Annotated in this window: 12 protein-coding genes; 5 read left to right on the forward strand and 7 right to left on the reverse strand. The window is 68.0% G+C overall.

Annotated features, from left to right (window positions below):
• Position 1: 1 nt before the first annotated feature.
• The 3 genes from MLP_RS15175 to MLP_RS15185 all read right to left on the reverse strand — a co-directional run bounded on the left by MLP_RS15175 (position 2) and on the right by MLP_RS15185 (position 4,605).
• A complete protein-coding gene (locus MLP_RS15175) occupies positions 2–2,884 on the reverse strand; it encodes a UPF0182 family membrane protein (RefSeq protein WP_041790106.1) in 2,883 nt (960 codons plus the stop codon).
• Between the two features lie 154 nt (positions 2,885–3,038).
• Complete coding sequence (locus MLP_RS15180; protein ID WP_013864025.1) at positions 3,039–4,091, reverse strand: YlbL family protein; 1,053 nt, start codon at positions 4,089–4,091, stop codon at positions 3,039–3,041.
• A gap of 88 nt (positions 4,092–4,179) precedes the next feature.
• The gene (locus tag MLP_RS15185; RefSeq protein WP_013864026.1) at positions 4,180–4,605 is read right to left on the reverse strand and encodes a molybdenum cofactor biosynthesis protein MoaE; all 426 of its coding nucleotides are present in this window, start codon (positions 4,603–4,605) and stop codon (positions 4,180–4,182) included.
• Positions 4,606–5,503: 898 nt separating this feature from the next.
• Between MLP_RS15185 and MLP_RS15190 the strand changes: the two genes are divergently transcribed.
• Positions 5,504–7,012, forward strand: coding sequence for a zinc-dependent metalloprotease (locus MLP_RS15190; protein ID WP_013864027.1), 1,509 nt, complete (start codon positions 5,504–5,506; stop codon positions 7,010–7,012).
• A 110-nt stretch (positions 7,013–7,122) separates the two neighbouring features.
• Here MLP_RS15190 and MLP_RS15195 read toward each other — a convergent pair whose 3' ends face one another.
• From MLP_RS15195 to MLP_RS15205, 3 genes are all read right to left on the reverse strand, one after another.
• Complete coding sequence (locus tag MLP_RS15195; protein WP_156821169.1) at positions 7,123–8,247, reverse strand: DUF2332 domain-containing protein; 1,125 nt, start codon at positions 8,245–8,247, stop codon at positions 7,123–7,125.
• A 61-nt stretch (positions 8,248–8,308) separates the two neighbouring features.
• Positions 8,309–9,364, reverse strand: coding sequence for an S-adenosylmethionine:tRNA ribosyltransferase-isomerase (locus tag MLP_RS15200; RefSeq protein WP_013864029.1), 1,056 nt, complete (start codon positions 9,362–9,364; stop codon positions 8,309–8,311).
• 1 nt (position 9,365) lies between these two features.
• A complete protein-coding gene (locus MLP_RS15205) occupies positions 9,366–10,052 on the reverse strand; it encodes an SDR family NAD(P)-dependent oxidoreductase (protein WP_041792572.1) in 687 nt (228 codons plus the stop codon).
• A gap of 175 nt (positions 10,053–10,227) precedes the next feature.
• On the opposite strand from MLP_RS15205, the gene soxR reads away from it, so the two are divergent.
• Entirely contained in the window at positions 10,228–10,698 is a 471-nt protein-coding gene (gene soxR, locus MLP_RS15210) for a redox-sensitive transcriptional activator SoxR (RefSeq protein WP_013864031.1), read from the forward strand.
• Positions 10,699–10,711: 13 nt separating this feature from the next.
• Here soxR and MLP_RS15215 read toward each other — a convergent pair whose 3' ends face one another.
• On the reverse strand, positions 10,712–11,296 hold the full coding sequence (locus tag MLP_RS15215; RefSeq protein ID WP_013864032.1) for a M48 metallopeptidase family protein: 585 nt from the start codon (positions 11,294–11,296) through the stop codon (positions 10,712–10,714).
• Between the two features lie 366 nt (positions 11,297–11,662).
• Between MLP_RS15215 and MLP_RS28350 the strand changes: the two genes are divergently transcribed.
• The 3 genes from MLP_RS28350 (at position 11,663) to MLP_RS15225 (ending at position 14,384) form a co-directional block, all read left to right on the forward strand.
• Positions 11,663–11,821: a DUF5679 domain-containing protein gene (locus MLP_RS28350; RefSeq protein ID WP_013864033.1), complete on the forward strand. Its 159-nt coding sequence runs from the start codon at positions 11,663–11,665 to the stop codon at positions 11,819–11,821.
• Between the two features lie 155 nt (positions 11,822–11,976).
• A complete protein-coding gene (locus MLP_RS15220; RefSeq protein WP_041790108.1) occupies positions 11,977–12,918 on the forward strand; it encodes a hypothetical protein in 942 nt (313 codons plus the stop codon).
• Between the two features lie 155 nt (positions 12,919–13,073).
• A complete protein-coding gene (locus MLP_RS15225; protein WP_013864035.1) occupies positions 13,074–14,384 on the forward strand; it encodes an ABC1 kinase family protein in 1,311 nt (436 codons plus the stop codon).
• The last annotated feature ends 63 nt before the right edge of the window (positions 14,385–14,447 follow it).

Genomic DNA, 14,447 nt, shown 5'->3' on the forward strand with positions numbered 1-14,447 from the left:
CTCAGCGACCCATCGCCTTCAGGGCTCGCTCGGTGGCGGCCTTCGCCTTCTCGATCTCGGTCTGATACTTGCCGAGGTCACCGGAGGTCAGCGCCTTCTGCGCCGCCTCGAAGGCGGTCTCCGCTTCGTCCAGCGCCTCGATGGCCGCCGGATTGTCCGGTTCGGTCGGTGTCGACGGTGACTGCGAACCGGACGGCTTGGGCGTCGGCGAAGCGCTCGGGTCGGTCTCCTCGCCGGTGTTGGCACCGGAGTCGCCGGCGAAGACCTGGTCGAGTGCCTCCTGCAGCGTGTCGCCGATGCCGACCTGCTGCCCGAAGCGAGCCATCACGAACCGCAGCACCGGATAGGCGCCCGTGCTCCCCTGCCGCTGGGTGTAGACCGGCTGCACATAGAGCAGGCCGCCACCGACCGGCAAGGTGAGCAGGTTGCCGTACGCCGCCTGCGCGGTGCCCTGCTGGTACGGCCGCAGCCGTTCGGCAACCCTCTCGTTGGTCACCATCGCGTTCGCCGTCTGACCAGGCCCGTCGATCTGGGTGGTGTCCGACATCTGCAGCACCCGCAACTGGCCGTAGTCAGGACTGGAGGCATCCGCGTTGACCGCCATGTACGCCGCCAGGTTCGAACGACCACGCGGCACGTACACGCTGGTCAGTGAGAAGATCGGGTCCGCGTCGCCGGGCCACTTGATGGACAGGTAGTACGGGGTCTCCTTGACGTTGCTGTTCGGCCCGGCCACCGGGTCGTTCGGCACCTCCCACAGACCCGACTGCAGGTACCAGTTGTACGGGTCGGTCATGTGGTAGCGCGCGAAGATGCTCCGCTGCACCTTGAACATGTCCTGCGGGTAGCGCAGGTGCGCCTCCAGGTCCGCGCTGATGTCGCTCTTGGGCAGTACGGTCCCGGGAAAGGCCTTTTCCCAGGTCTTCAGCACCGGGTCGTCCTCATCCCAGGCATAGAGCTTGACCGTTCCGTCGTAGGCATCCACCACGGCCTTCACCGAGTTGCGGATGTAGTTGATGTTGGTGTCCGGCTGGGCGACCACATTGGTGCCCTGCGCAGCAGTCTGCGAGTCGGAGGTCACCTGGTTGAGCGCGACCCGCTGGCTGTAGGGGTAGGAGTTGGAGGTCGTGTAGCCGTCGACGATCCAGACGATCCGGCCGTCGACCACCGCTGGATACGGGTCGCCGTCCGCCTTCAGCCAGGGCGCTGCCTTCTGCACCCGGTCCCGGGGCGTCCGGTCGTAGATGATCTTGGAGTCGGAGTTCACCCGATCCGACAGCAGGATGTTCACGTCGGCGAACTTCGCCGCGTACAGCGCTCGGTGCCACCAACTGCCGACCGGCACCCCGCCCCTGCCCTCGTAGGTGTTGGTGGTCGGGCCGCCCAGATCGCCACCACCCGGTGTGTCGAGCTCGATCGGCGTGCTGCCCTCCGGCGCGCCCACGATCGAGTAATCCGTCTGGATCTCACCGAAGTAGACCCGCGGCTCGACCTGCTTGATCTTGCCCTGCGGCGGGATGTCTCGCACGATCCACTCCGGCTCACCGCCGGCCTGCCGCTTGTTGCCGTACGCCGCCACCACGCCATAGCCGTGGGTGTAGACGGTCTTCAGGTTGTTCCAGTTCTTGCCCTCGATGCCGTCGACATCCATCTCCCGCACTGCGACCACCGCATCGGTCTCGGCGCCTTCGATGGTGTAGCGGTCCACATCCAGGGTGGGCGCGAACTTGTAGTAGCCACGCACCTGCTGTAACTGCTCGTACGCCGGGCTGATCACCGCCGGGTCGATCAGCCGGATGCCCGGCAGCGCCTCGGCATCGTGCCGCAGCTGTCCTGCGGTCGCGGTCGTCTTGGCCGAGTAGTCGGTCACCTCGGCGTTGTCGACCGCGTACGCCGCCCTGGTCGCGGCGATGTTGTGCGCGATGTACTCCCGCTCCTTGTCCGGCTCGTCGGGCCGGACGCTGAAGTACTGCACCGCGCCGGGATAGACGATGCCCAGCACGATCGAGGACAGGACCAACAGCGTCAGACCGATCACCGGGATGACCCACCGGCGCAGCACCGCGTTCGCGAAGAACAGCAGCGCACAGACCGCGGCGATCACCGAGAGGATCAGCTTGGCGTTCGCGGTCGCGTTGTCGGCGGTGTAGTTGATACCGGTGAACGAGTCACCGCCCAGGGTGGTGTTGGCGATGATCAGGCCGTAGCGGTCGAACCAGTAGCCGACGCCCTTCACCAGCACAGCCAGGCCGACCAGGATCGACAGGTGGGCCTGGGCCGCGGCACTGCCGCCTCGCGCAGGACCGGTGAACCGCAGTCCGCCGGTGATGTAGTGCACCACGGCGGCGATCACGGCGCTGAAGGCCAAGCCGGCGAACAGGAAGGAGGCGATGAAGCGCCACCAGGGATAGGCAAAGACGAAGAACCCGATGTCCAGTCCGAACTTCGGATCCGTGATGCCGAACGGAGTCTGATTCCGCCAGGCCAGATAGGCGTCCACCTGACCCGCCGCAGCGCCACCGGCGAACAGTCCGACGACGATGGCGATCGCGACCACCACCCAGATCGACCGGGCGTCCAACAACTCCCGATAGCGTTCCAGCAGCGGGCTGGTCGCCGGACCGACCCGGGTCTTGCTGCGCAGCCGGTACGCGAGGATCGCGTTCCCACCGACCAGCACGGCCATCAGCAGACCGAACACCACGAACAGCCCGGTCCGGGTCATCAGCATGGTGGTGAAGACGGTGCCGAACTCGAGAGACTGATACCACAGCCAGTCGGTCCAGAAGCTGGTGAAGATCGCGAAGGCCACCACCAAGATGGCGGCGACGATCAAAGTGGGCAGGATCGCGCTACGTCGTTGGGCGATCCGTGGCGTGCTCACGTGAGTTCTCTCCTGTAGTCCATGCACATGGGCTGCGCGTGGGCATGTCGTGTCGGGGGTGCAATCAGCGTATGCGAGTGTCGAAAGTGCCTACTCGGCAGTAACTCCCGAGCAGTCTGACAGGTTCCTGACAGGTCCAGCGGGTTGCGGTCGATCAGTTCTCGCATCGGCTGACTCGCTCCTCGCCACCGGGGACGTCCAGCACCCGGAGCTCGCCGATTGCCTGGCTGAGGGTGGAGACCTTGATCACCGTCAGGTCCGTGCGCACGCCGGCCAGGTCAGCACAGTTGGCACTGGGCACCAGAAAGACGGTGGCGCCGTCCTTCTGTGCCGAGGCGAGCTTCTGTCGAGCCCCGCCGATCGCGCCCACCTCACCGGCCGGGGTGATGGTCCCGGTGCCGGCCACATTCCGGTCATCGAGCAGGTCACCGGCGGTCACCTTGTCGTAGATGCCGAGAGCGAAGATCATGCCCGCACTCGGGCCACCGATCTGCTGCCCGAGATCGAAGGTGATCCGCGGAGCGTACGAGTAGCCGGTGCCCAAGCTGATCCCGACCACTGCCACGCCTGGCTCGGTCGCCGAATCGCCGGCAACGACCTGCACGGTGATCGGGATCCGATCCCGCGTCACCGCGAAATCGATCGTCTCCTTCGGTCGATGAGTGCGGATCTGTGCACTGACTGCATCCGGGTCAGCCGTCGCGATGCCGTCCACCGCCGTGATCAGGTCACCTGGGCGGAGCTTGTCGTACGCCGGCCCGCCGATGGTGACCGAGGCCACCACCGGCAGCTGCTGCACCGGCTGCCCCGCGGCCCGCAGCGCCGCGACGACGGCCGCGTCCTGGGAGTCGTCCATGAGCTGGGTCTCGGCCTGCTTGACTTCCTCGGCGCTCTGGTTCGGGGGGAAGACCGAATCGCGGGGCAAGGTGGCTCGGCCGGGCAACCAGAAGGCGGCCATGGCCTCCGGCAGGGTGAGTCGGGAGTCGGCGCTGGTGCCGGAGACGATCGTCAGATCCAGCTCGCCCGAGGTGGGAAACGTCTGCACACCCTCGATCGAGATCATCGGGTGGCCGTCGACCTCGCCCAGCACATTGGCCGTGCCGCCTGGACTCCAAGCGACGAAGGGCACCGGCAGGATCGCCATCGGGATGGCCAAGGCCACGAACAGCAAGGCCGACACCAATGCCGTCCACGTCTGACGGGTCATGATGACCCAGTCATCCGGAGCGGGGTCATCGGGGGCGGGGGCACAGTAGTCTCGGTCGTGGCGAGAGTCTCGGTCGTGGCGAGCACGGTCATGGCAGGCCCACCCACGACACAGCGCCGGATGTCAGGTGCTGCTCTTTCCAGATCGGCACTGTTGACTTCAGGTCGTCGATCAGCGCCCGGCACGCGTCGATGGCCGGTCCTCGGTGCACGGCGCCGGTTGCCACGACGACAGCAAGATCGCCCACCTCGAGGTGACCGATCCGGTGCTCGACCGCGACTGCCCGCACGTCGTAGGCGGCCGCGACCCGCTCGGCCGAGGCGTGCAGGGCGGCCGTGGCAGTCGGATGCTGGGTGTAGTCGAGCGAGGCCACCTCATCGCCGGAGTCCTGCTCCCGCACCACACCGATGAACACCGCAATGCCACCGGTCGCGCGGTCGCTGACCAGCGCGAGCAACCGGTCCACGCTCAGTGGACGCTCGCTGATCTCGGCCAATCGGACTCGCGACGACATGCGGAGAACCTTAGCCCGCGACACTGACAGCCCCGTGAACCTCGAGTGCCCGGGCGCGCGCCCGTTGGACGGTGATCGCTTGTGGCGCCAGGTCCGGACACGCCACAGGTACGGACACCGATGGTCGTTCGTGGCCCGGCGGCGCCATACGCACAGCCTTCGCGACGGCCCGCGATCGTCCTTGGCCCCGTGGCCCCAAACGTACGAACCCTGCGCTCGCCCCGCGGTCGTCCTTGGCCCCGCGGCGCCAAACGTACGAACCCTGCGCTCGCCCCGTGGTCGTTCGTGGCCCCGCGGCGCCAAACGTACGGACCCCGCGCTCGGCCCGCGATCATTGGTGGCCCGCCGGCGCCATACGCACAGCCTTCACGCTCGGCCCGCGATCGTCCTTGACCCCGCGGCCCCAAACGTACGGACCCTGCGCTCGGCCCGCGATCATTGGTGGCCCGACGGCGCAAACCGACCCAGCATCCCGTTGGAGCCGCGTACATCTCTGACCCGGCGGCGCCAGCCGGACCGACGACCGCAGGTCACACCACCCCGATCCCGACTCCGCACCATTTGATTCGACTTCGCACCATTTCGCGTCCGACTTCGCACCAGCTCCCTCGACTGCGCACCAGGTGCACCCCATGCGCAGTCGCCCGAAATGGTGCGAAGTCGCATCAGGCCTTGACACGACACAACCGTGGCCCGAAGTCGGACAGCCCGAAGTCGGATCGGGCCGAATCGAGAATGGTGCGGACTTGAGGTAGCTGGTGCGAAGTCGGGATCAGCCAGACACGAGAGACGAGCCCAATTCGCTCTCGGCTGATCGCACCCGGTACGACGGCAAACGCGCGTACGGTTGGAACCGAGGCAGTAGTGCACGATCTCACCGTGAGGCGACAGGAGCAGCATGGCCGACGAACGGACTCCAGACGAGTCTGATCCCGACGACCGCACGTCCGGATCGGACCCCGACGAATATCGACTCGGCGGCGGCGGACAGGGCGGCAGTGGGCAGGGCCCTGCCGGCGGCTCGGGCTCGGGTGGATCGGCCGGGTTCGGCGGTGGTCAGCCCGCGAACCCGTTCGAGGCGTTCATGAACTCGTTCAGCAGCGGCGACATGAACCAGCTGATGGCGCAACTGCAGAACGCGTTCTCGATGCTCGGTGGTGGCGGATCACTGTTCAACCAGCCCGCGACGGCCGGCGACTCCGGCGTCAACTGGGAGGTGACCAAGGACACCGCCCGCAAGACGGTCGCCTCGCTCGGTGCCGACCCGAGTCCGGGATTCGGCCAGCAGCACGAGATCGGCCAGGCCGCCTCGATCGCCGAGACCTGGCTGGACGCCGCGACGGACTTTCCTCGGGTCAGCACCGTGGTGGCGGCTTGGAGCCGGGCGGAATGGATCGAGAACACCATGCCGGTGTGGAGGCGACTGGTCGAGCCGGTCGCCAGCCACATCGCCGACGCGATGGAAGGTGCACTCCGCTTCGGCGACGATGCCGAGGCCAGCGCCGCCATTCCCGGGTTGGCTGGGATGGAACAGATGCTCCGCCCGATGCTGCGCACCTCCGGCGCGAGCATGTTCGGCCTACAGCTCGGTCAGGGTCTGGGTCAGTTGGCCAGCGAGGTGGTCGGCGCGACCGATATCGGGCTGCCGCTCAGCGAGCCCGGTCATGTCGCGCTGCTGCCGACCAACATCGCCAAGTTCGGCGAGGGCCTGGAGCAGACCTCGACCGACGTCACCCTCTATTTGGCGCTCCGCGAATGCGCCCGGCAGCGGCTGTTCGCCTCAGCCGGTTGGCTCCGCGAGCAGATGCTGGCGCAGGTCGAGAGGTATGCCCGCGGCATCACGATCGACACCTCCGCGCTGGAGGAGGCAGTGGGACAGATCGATCCGGACAACCTGGCAGAGCTGTCTGCCAAGCTCGAGGGCGGGCTGTTCGAGCCACACAAGACGCCTGAACAGTTGGCCACGCTGGAGCGGCTGGAGACCATGCTCGCGCTGGTCGAGGGCTGGGTCGACGATGTGGTCACCGTTGCGACCGCGCCGTGGATGCCGAGCGCCGGCGCGCTGGCGGAGACCGTACGCCGGCAGCGCGCGACCGGCGGCCCAGCGGAAGCGACCTTTGCGACCCTGGTCGGGCTGGAGTTGCGACCACGCCGGATGCGGGACGCCGCCAACCTCTGGGCCGCACTGCGTGCCGCCCGCGGGATCGAGGGCCGCGACGCGGTCTGGAGCCATCCCGACCTGCTGCCGACCTCCGCTGACCTGGACGACCCGATCGGGTTCGTGCAACGCGGATCTGAGGCCACCAGCGAGGACGAGGACTTCGACGCCGCGTTGGCCCGGCTGCTGGATTCGGCCGAGCAGAATGGCGACGACGACGCATCCCCGGAGGATCCCAAGCAGGGTTAGCGGCATTTGAGACCGGGTGCCGCCTCCTCGGACGGAATCAGCGCCCGTGGGTGGAAAATTGCCGGCGCTGGACGAGTAATTCCTGGTGGTTAGATCTGGGCTACGCGGCACTAGGACCTGGTGAGTCGTACGGGGATGCCGTGATCGTGCGCGATACCCACTGTTTGCCGCCGCGGTAACGAACCATCGCCCGCCCAGTATCGGGTCGACACTCGCGGCTGCTCGGCGTGTGTGCCGCCCTGCGATGGGTATTCCATCCCGACCTCGCTCAGCGAGTGCTCCCGACCGTATCCGGCCAGGATCTCTTCGACCGCCGCCAGCTCCTTCGCCGGCCAGTAGAGCTGGGTGACGGAGTGCCAGACGACCGTCAGCATCATCGGATCCATCTCCGGCTCTCCACTGAGCTGCCGCGCCAGCCAATCCGCGGCAGAGGCACGATCCACGGTTGGCGGCCGGGTGGTGGCGAGCTCCAGGGCACCTGCCAGCCGAGCGTGCCGGTGCAGGTCGAACGGCCAGACGAACGAGGTGAGCCGCAGTCGGCCCTCGGCGCTCGTCGGATCCACCGGATCGAGATCACAGCCGCGGGCCGCGACGATCTCGATGCCGTCCGGGGTGGGCATCATTCCTTCCACGGCGTCCGGCAGCTGGACTGGGGAATCCTCCGGTCCCCAGACCCAACCGACGCCGCTGATCCGGAACTGGGCAATGAGCTGGTTGAGGCCGGCGCTCGCGCCCAACTCCAGGAGCCGGAACCGACGACAGCCGGTGGCCTCTGCCAGGTCGGCCAGCCCGGCCAACAGGGCGACGGAGCGGCCCACCTCGTTGGTCTGCGGCGCAATCGCCAGCGCGTCGCGCAACTCGGGGATGTGAGCGGCGATCACCTCGCGCAGCACGGGCCACGCTTCCGCCGCTGGCGCCGTGCCGCCGAGGCAGGGATAGTACGGCTCCAGTTCCGGTGCCCGATGGGTCAGCACCAGTCGGAAGATGCCGGCGAGCAACCGGAGCTGGATCACCGCCCCGGCGGGCGCGTCCACGTAGCCCCGGACCACTTCCCGCGTCGGACCACCCGACTCCAGGTCGTCGGCCAGCCCGCGCATCGCGTACCCGTACAGATGAGTCTGCTCGCCTGCATGCGCACGAAACCGAGCGGCCAGTGTGTGGTCCGCCAACCCCGCCATCCGACCCCCTGCCGTTGTGAACCCTCGCTGCACGCCCTTGATGGAAGTGTCGCTCACACCACAAGCGGCGCGCGTCGGGCAGAGGAGTCAGGCCTGACTCGACCGACAGAGGCAACGGTCAAGGAAGCAGCAGAGCACTGTCGCCGAACTCGTGCCAGCGATAACCCAGGGACACGGCGGCGTCGTAGGCCCGCTGGGTGAGCTCAGCGCCGGCGACCGCCTCGACCAGCAGCAGATGCGACGCCTGTGGGTCATGCCACCCGGTCACCAGCCCGGTGACGATCTGTGGCGGATCGCTCGGGGTGACCACCCGTTCGGTCCAGCCGCGGCGCGGCACCAACCGACCCTCGTCGACGGCCGATTCCAGCGCCCGAGTGACCGTGGTCCCGACCGCGACCACCCGACCGCCACCGGCTCTGGCCGCGTTGACCAGGCGCGCGGTCGCTGATGGCACCTCGAACCGCTCGGGCTGCGGCGCTTCCCCGGCCTCTTGCGAGGAGAGACCGGTGTGCAGCGTGATCGGCGCCACGGTGATACCGCGCGACACCAGGTCGGTGACCAGCCCGGTCGTGAACGGCCGCCCGGCGGACGGCATCTCCGCGCTGCCCGGGACGGTCGCGAACACCGACTGGTAGTCCGCCAGCGGATAGCGCTGGTCGAGATAGCCGTACGCGATCGGCCGACCCGTAGCCGCCAGGTGAGCGCGGACATCGCCGCTGGAGGCCGCTCGCCAGAGCCGGTTGCCGATGCCGGTCGGCGAGGAGCCCGGATGCGGATAGGGCTCGATCAACCTGAGGGCAATCCCTCCGCTGACGAATCGCTGACCGGCCACTGCATCCAGCACCGACAGCCGCGCGTCCGGCGCGGTCCGCACCTCCAGCACCCAGCTGCCGTCATCGAGCACGGTGGCCAGGTGCAACACCACGGGTCCGCCGATACCCACGGCATCGATCTCACCGGCGATGGTGGCGGAGTTGTTGATCACGACCACATCACCGGGGCGCAGATAGTGCGGCAGTTCGGCGAACCGGGCGTGCTCGATCGAGGTCGGCCCGGCGACGAGCATCCGGATCGTGTCCCGGCGACCGCCCCGGGCCTCGGGCGGCGCTGGAGCGAAGGCGTCTGCGGGTGGGGTGAAGATCGTGCTCGGGGTCTCGGTCAGCGTCGTTGGCATCTCACACCTCCAGCGGCGAGAGCTCGGCCGCTCGGTAGCGGCCGGACGGCGGTCGACGTCGCACGATCTCCAAGAAGGCCGGCACCGCCGTCTCTGGCAGCGGTCGATCAGAAATATCCTCGCCCGGGAACGCAGCCTGGTGCATCTCGGTCCGCAGGTCGCCGGGATCGACCGCGTACGTGTCCAGGCCCTCCTCCGCACCGAGCGTCAGGGTCAGGTGGTCGAGGGCGGCCTTGCCGGCGGCGTACGCACCCCAAGTCGGGTAGTGCTCGACCGCCGCATCGGAGGACAACGAGATCACCACCCCGTCGCTCTTCTTCAGCCACGGCAGCAATGCACGGCTGAGGGCCGCAGGTGCACCGGCGTTCACCGTCCAGGCATGCGCCAGGTCGCGCTCGCTCACCTCACGCAACGGCCGCAACGGGACTGGGCCGAGTGTGCTGGCGTTGTGGATCAGCAGATCGAGGGCACTGAGCGCCTCGACCTCGCCGATCAGCGTACGTCGGTGCTCGGCATCGGCGATGTCGCCGGGGATGGTGATGACACGTGGGCCGACCACGGCGCGCAGCGCGACCAGCCGGTCGGCTCGCCGTGCGTCGGTGATCACCGTCCAATCCCGCGCCGCGAACGCGGTCACCAGTGCCCGGCCGAGCCCAGCCGAGCCGCCCGTGATCAGTGCAACAGACATGTCCTGCTCCATTCGAGTTCGGGAACTCTCCTTGCCGGCACTTGCCTGCCGGACCTTCTCCTGCCATTCTTCAAGTTCAAGTGAACTTGAGTTCAAGGCCTTGGCGGCAGAAACTTTCTGACGTGGTTCCAGGGAGGTCGTGCTGACAGGGAGGTCGTGATGAGAGGGAGGTCGGATGGACACGCATGACGTGTTGACCATCAGTCAGGTGGTCGAACGCAGCGGATTCGCCGCGTCGGCGCTGCGCTACTACGAGTCACAGGGCCTGATCGAGGCGACCCGCAGCGGCGGCGGCCAGCGACGCTTCGAGCGCAGCGTGCTACGCAGGCTGGCGTTCATCCGCGCGGCCAGCAACGTCGGGCTCACCCTGGAGGAGATCAGGGCCGAACTCGACCAGCTGCCACACGGACGGACGCCGACCAAGGAGGACTGGCAGCGGATCACTCGGCACTGGCGGGTTCGGCTGAACGAGCAGATCACCGCGCTCGAGCGGCTACGCGACGGCTTGGACTCCTGCATCGGCTGCGGCTGCCTGTCTCTCAGGCGATGCGCGATCTCGAACCCGCGCGACGTGGCGGCTCGGTCCAGCGATGCCCCGGGTGCGGTCTATCTGCCTGCTGCGTTGCGCCGCCCGCATCGGCTGTGACCTGCTGCCCGACTCAGTCGATCTCGTCCCCAGCCACATCGGCTGGAGCTGCACCCCCGGCCGCCTGATAGCCCTCGAGATAGCCACGAGCCCGATCGGCCTGTGGATACGCCGAGACCAGGGACCAGAAACGGGCGGAGTGCGTCGGCTCCACGAGGTGAACGAGTTCGTGCAGGAGCACATAGTCCACGACCCAGGACGGCATCGGTCGGAGCCGCTCGGAGAGCCTGATGGTCCGGCTGCTCGGCGTACAGGATCCCCAGCGGTGCTGCTGATTGGCGACCCAGGTGACCGAGGACGGCTCCGGCCGATCGCCGAGGACAGGCGCCAGATACGCCGCCGCCAGCTCCGTCGCTCGTGCGGCCAGCTCGGCATCCCCTCGCGGACCGCGCGAACGCGCCTCTTTGGCCAGCACTCGCCGGACCATCTGGTCGACCCACTTCCGCTCCTCCCCCGCCGACATCCGGCCGGGGATCAGCACGACGATCGTGTCCAACTCGCGGTAGGCGGTCACCGTCCGTTTCCGCCGGCTGCTGCGCCGTACCTCGACTTTGGGCCGGACCTCCGCTTCGGGCGACGGCTCAGCCTGCTCCCCCACGCTCCACCTCCGTCTGTCGGGCATGCCCGAACACAGTCCACACGTTGTCCACCGTTCGCCAGCCCTGTCCACAGTGTTGTCCACAATCGGTGGACGATCGGGCCCGTCCATCTGAGACGCCCCGATTGACGACGACCCGATTGGCCGTTACGGTCGGTCCACGAAACCTCCAGATGGTCGGACCGCTCGCAGGGGAAGGCAAGCGGAAGCCGATGTTCCTGGAGGTTTCGCCTTTACCGGCCCCCTGCCTCCGACTCTCGGGACCATCCGTGTCGTAAAGTAACCGCGACCGAGGGGCTGAGGACGACAACCATCCTGGTTGTCCCCGACCACCGAACGCCCTGCCCCACAAGCAAGGAGACATCCATGGCGGAGACCTACAGCGGTGAGTTCTACTGCGTGAAGTGCAAGGAGAAGCGTGAGGCGTCCGGCGAGGTCCGGGTCAACGACAAGGGCACCCGGATGGCCAAGGCCGTCTGCCCGGTCTGCGGCACCAACCTCAACCGCATCCTCGGCCGGGCCTGATCGCCGCTCCTGAACCCATCTCCGCCGGGTCCAGGAGGCCGATCTCGGTGGGCGGCCGGGTCACACCCGGCAGCCCGCCGGCGGAGAAGCGTGGCCCACAGATTGGTCCTGTGGATAACGCCCGATGAGTGGTCGCCGTTCTTCACACTGGCCGCATGCAGACCTCATTCGCCACAACGCCACCCACTGCTGCGTCATCGACCAGATGGCTCACCGACACCGACCGCGTCCGATTGCTGCCGCAGTTCACCGTGCTCCGTCGTGATGAGCACGAGATCCAACTCGGTTTCGACAGCGCCGAAGCAGCCGTCCTGGTAGATCCCGAAGGATCGTTGTCCGCGTTGCTGGCGGTGATGGACGGGCGATATCGACGTGCCGATCTGGCGAGCCTCGCGCCCCAGCTCGGAATCGCCGTAGCCGAGTTCGAGTCATTGCTGGCGGCGCTGACCGCCGCTGGTCTCATGGAGTTGCCGGATCTGCCGGACCAGTCGGAGTGCACGGTGCGACTCATCGGGCTCGGACCGGTGGGTACGCGGCTCGGCGAGCATCTCCTGCGCGCCGGACTCGGTCGGCTGCTGCTGGTCGACCCCGACCGCGAACTGCGCTGGGCTCGCTGGCCCGGCGATCGCGACCGAGTGCAGCGAACCGAGCACTGGTCAGAGCCGCGCATCGACGAAGCCGACCTGAGCGTCATCGTGGCTTCGAGCCTGGAAATCGACCGCGCCATCAGCAGCACGCTCACCCGAACCGACCACCCGCACCTGGTCGTTCGTCCGCGTGCCCGAGGAGCCGTGGTCGGCCCCTTGGTCATCCCTGGGCGGACGAGTTGCCTGCATTGTGGGGACCTGGCCCGGACCCGTACCGATCCGGCCTGGCCGCGGATGCTCGCGCAGCTCTGCCGGATCGGCGGCGCTTGGGACCCGCTGGCCGCCGACTGGGCAGCTGCGCTGGCTGCCACTCAGGTGCTCGGACACCTGGCCGGACATCAGGTGGCGAGTGCAGCGGCGACCCTGGAGCTCGGTCCGGTGGATTGGCAGTGGCACCGCCGGGTCTGGCCCGCCGATCCCGCCTGCGGTTGTTGCTGGTCAGCCGGGTGACGGCTGAGGCCGATTGCCGTGGGGACTCCGCCGATGAGGGGCAGAATGGTGACTGATCGCCACTCGGTCAACGATCACCAGCCGGTCCCCGACCATCACTCAAGTCACCGACCAGCCAACTGTCCAGATCCGATTCAGGAGCGTGCCCGCCGACCATGAGCGACACCGACGACTCGCTCGCGCGATCCACGTTTCGGCGCGGGGCACGACTCGCCTCCCTGCCGTTGGGATTCGCCGGCCGGGCGACGCTCGGACTCGGCAAGCGACTGGGTGGATCCTCACCGGAGGCGGTCAACGCCGAACTCCAGGAACGCGCCGCAGAGCAGTTGTTCAAGGTGCTCGGTGAGTTGAAGGGCGGCGCGATGAAGTTCGGCCAGACCCTCAGCCTGTTCGAGGCGGTGTTGCCCGAGGATGTGGCCGGGCCGTACCGCGAGCATTTGACCCGGCTCCAGGACTCAGCTCCCCCGATGCCGACGTCCCGGGTGCACGCGGTGCTAGCTCGCGAGTTCGGGGCGCGCTGGCGGTCCGAGCTGATCGAGCTGGACCCGCGGCCGGCCGCGGCTGCCTCGATCGGTCAGGTCCATCGCGGGGTATGGCGGGACGGCCGCCAGGTGGCGGTGAAGGTCCAGTATCCCGGCGCCGACCAGGCGCTGCGTTCCGATCTGCGCCAGCTCGGCCGGCTGTCGAAGGTGATCGCGCCGCTGGCCGGCGGCATGGATGTCAAGCCGCTGGTCGAGGAGATGACCGAGCGGATCAGCGAGGAACTCGACTATCTGCTGGAGGCCGAGCACCAGCAGCAGGCCGCCGCAGGATTCGTCGGGCATCCCGAGTTCGTGGTTCCTGCCGTGCTCGCCGCGACGCCGCGAGTGCTGGTCAGTGAGTGGATCGAGGGGCGTCCGCTGTCGACGGTACGCGACGACCCGGCGGAGCAGCGCAACGCGATCGGGCTCACCTACGTACGCTTCCTGTTCGCGGGGCCGGCGACCGTCGGGCTGCTGCATGCCGACCCGCACCCCGGCAATTTCAAGGTGCTGCCCGACGGCCGGCTGGGCGTCGTCGACTTCGGTCTGGTCGCCCGGATGCCGGCGGGTTTGCCGGAGGCGGTCGGCCGAATCCTGCGGATCGCCGAACTGGGCGATGCCGAGCAGGTCCACCAAGGGCTCAAGGCGGAAGGGTTCGTCGGCGACGATGTCAGCGCCCACGACCTGATGGAATACCTGGCGCCGTTCGTCGAGCCGGCCGCGGTGGAGGAGTTCCAGTTCTCCCGGGAGTGGATGCGTGATCAGTTCCGCCGGGTGCGAGATGTCCAGGGTGCCGGCGGTGTGGGACTTCGGATCAACCTGCCACCCAGCTATCTGCTGATCCACCGCGTCTGGCTCGGTGGCCTCGCGGTGCTGTCGCAACTCGGCGTCAAGGCTGCCTTCGGCAAGGTTCTCGAGGAGTTCCTGCCCGCCTACGCCCGCTGAGGAGCGCCCACTGAGGGTCTGGCTACCAGAGGGCCCGGCCGAGCCACAACCGCACGGCATGGA

Origin of the sequence: Microlunatus phosphovorus NM-1 (assembly GCF_000270245.1) — a bacterium.
Taxonomy (GTDB): domain Bacteria; phylum Actinomycetota; class Actinomycetes; order Propionibacteriales; family Propionibacteriaceae; genus Microlunatus; species Microlunatus phosphovorus.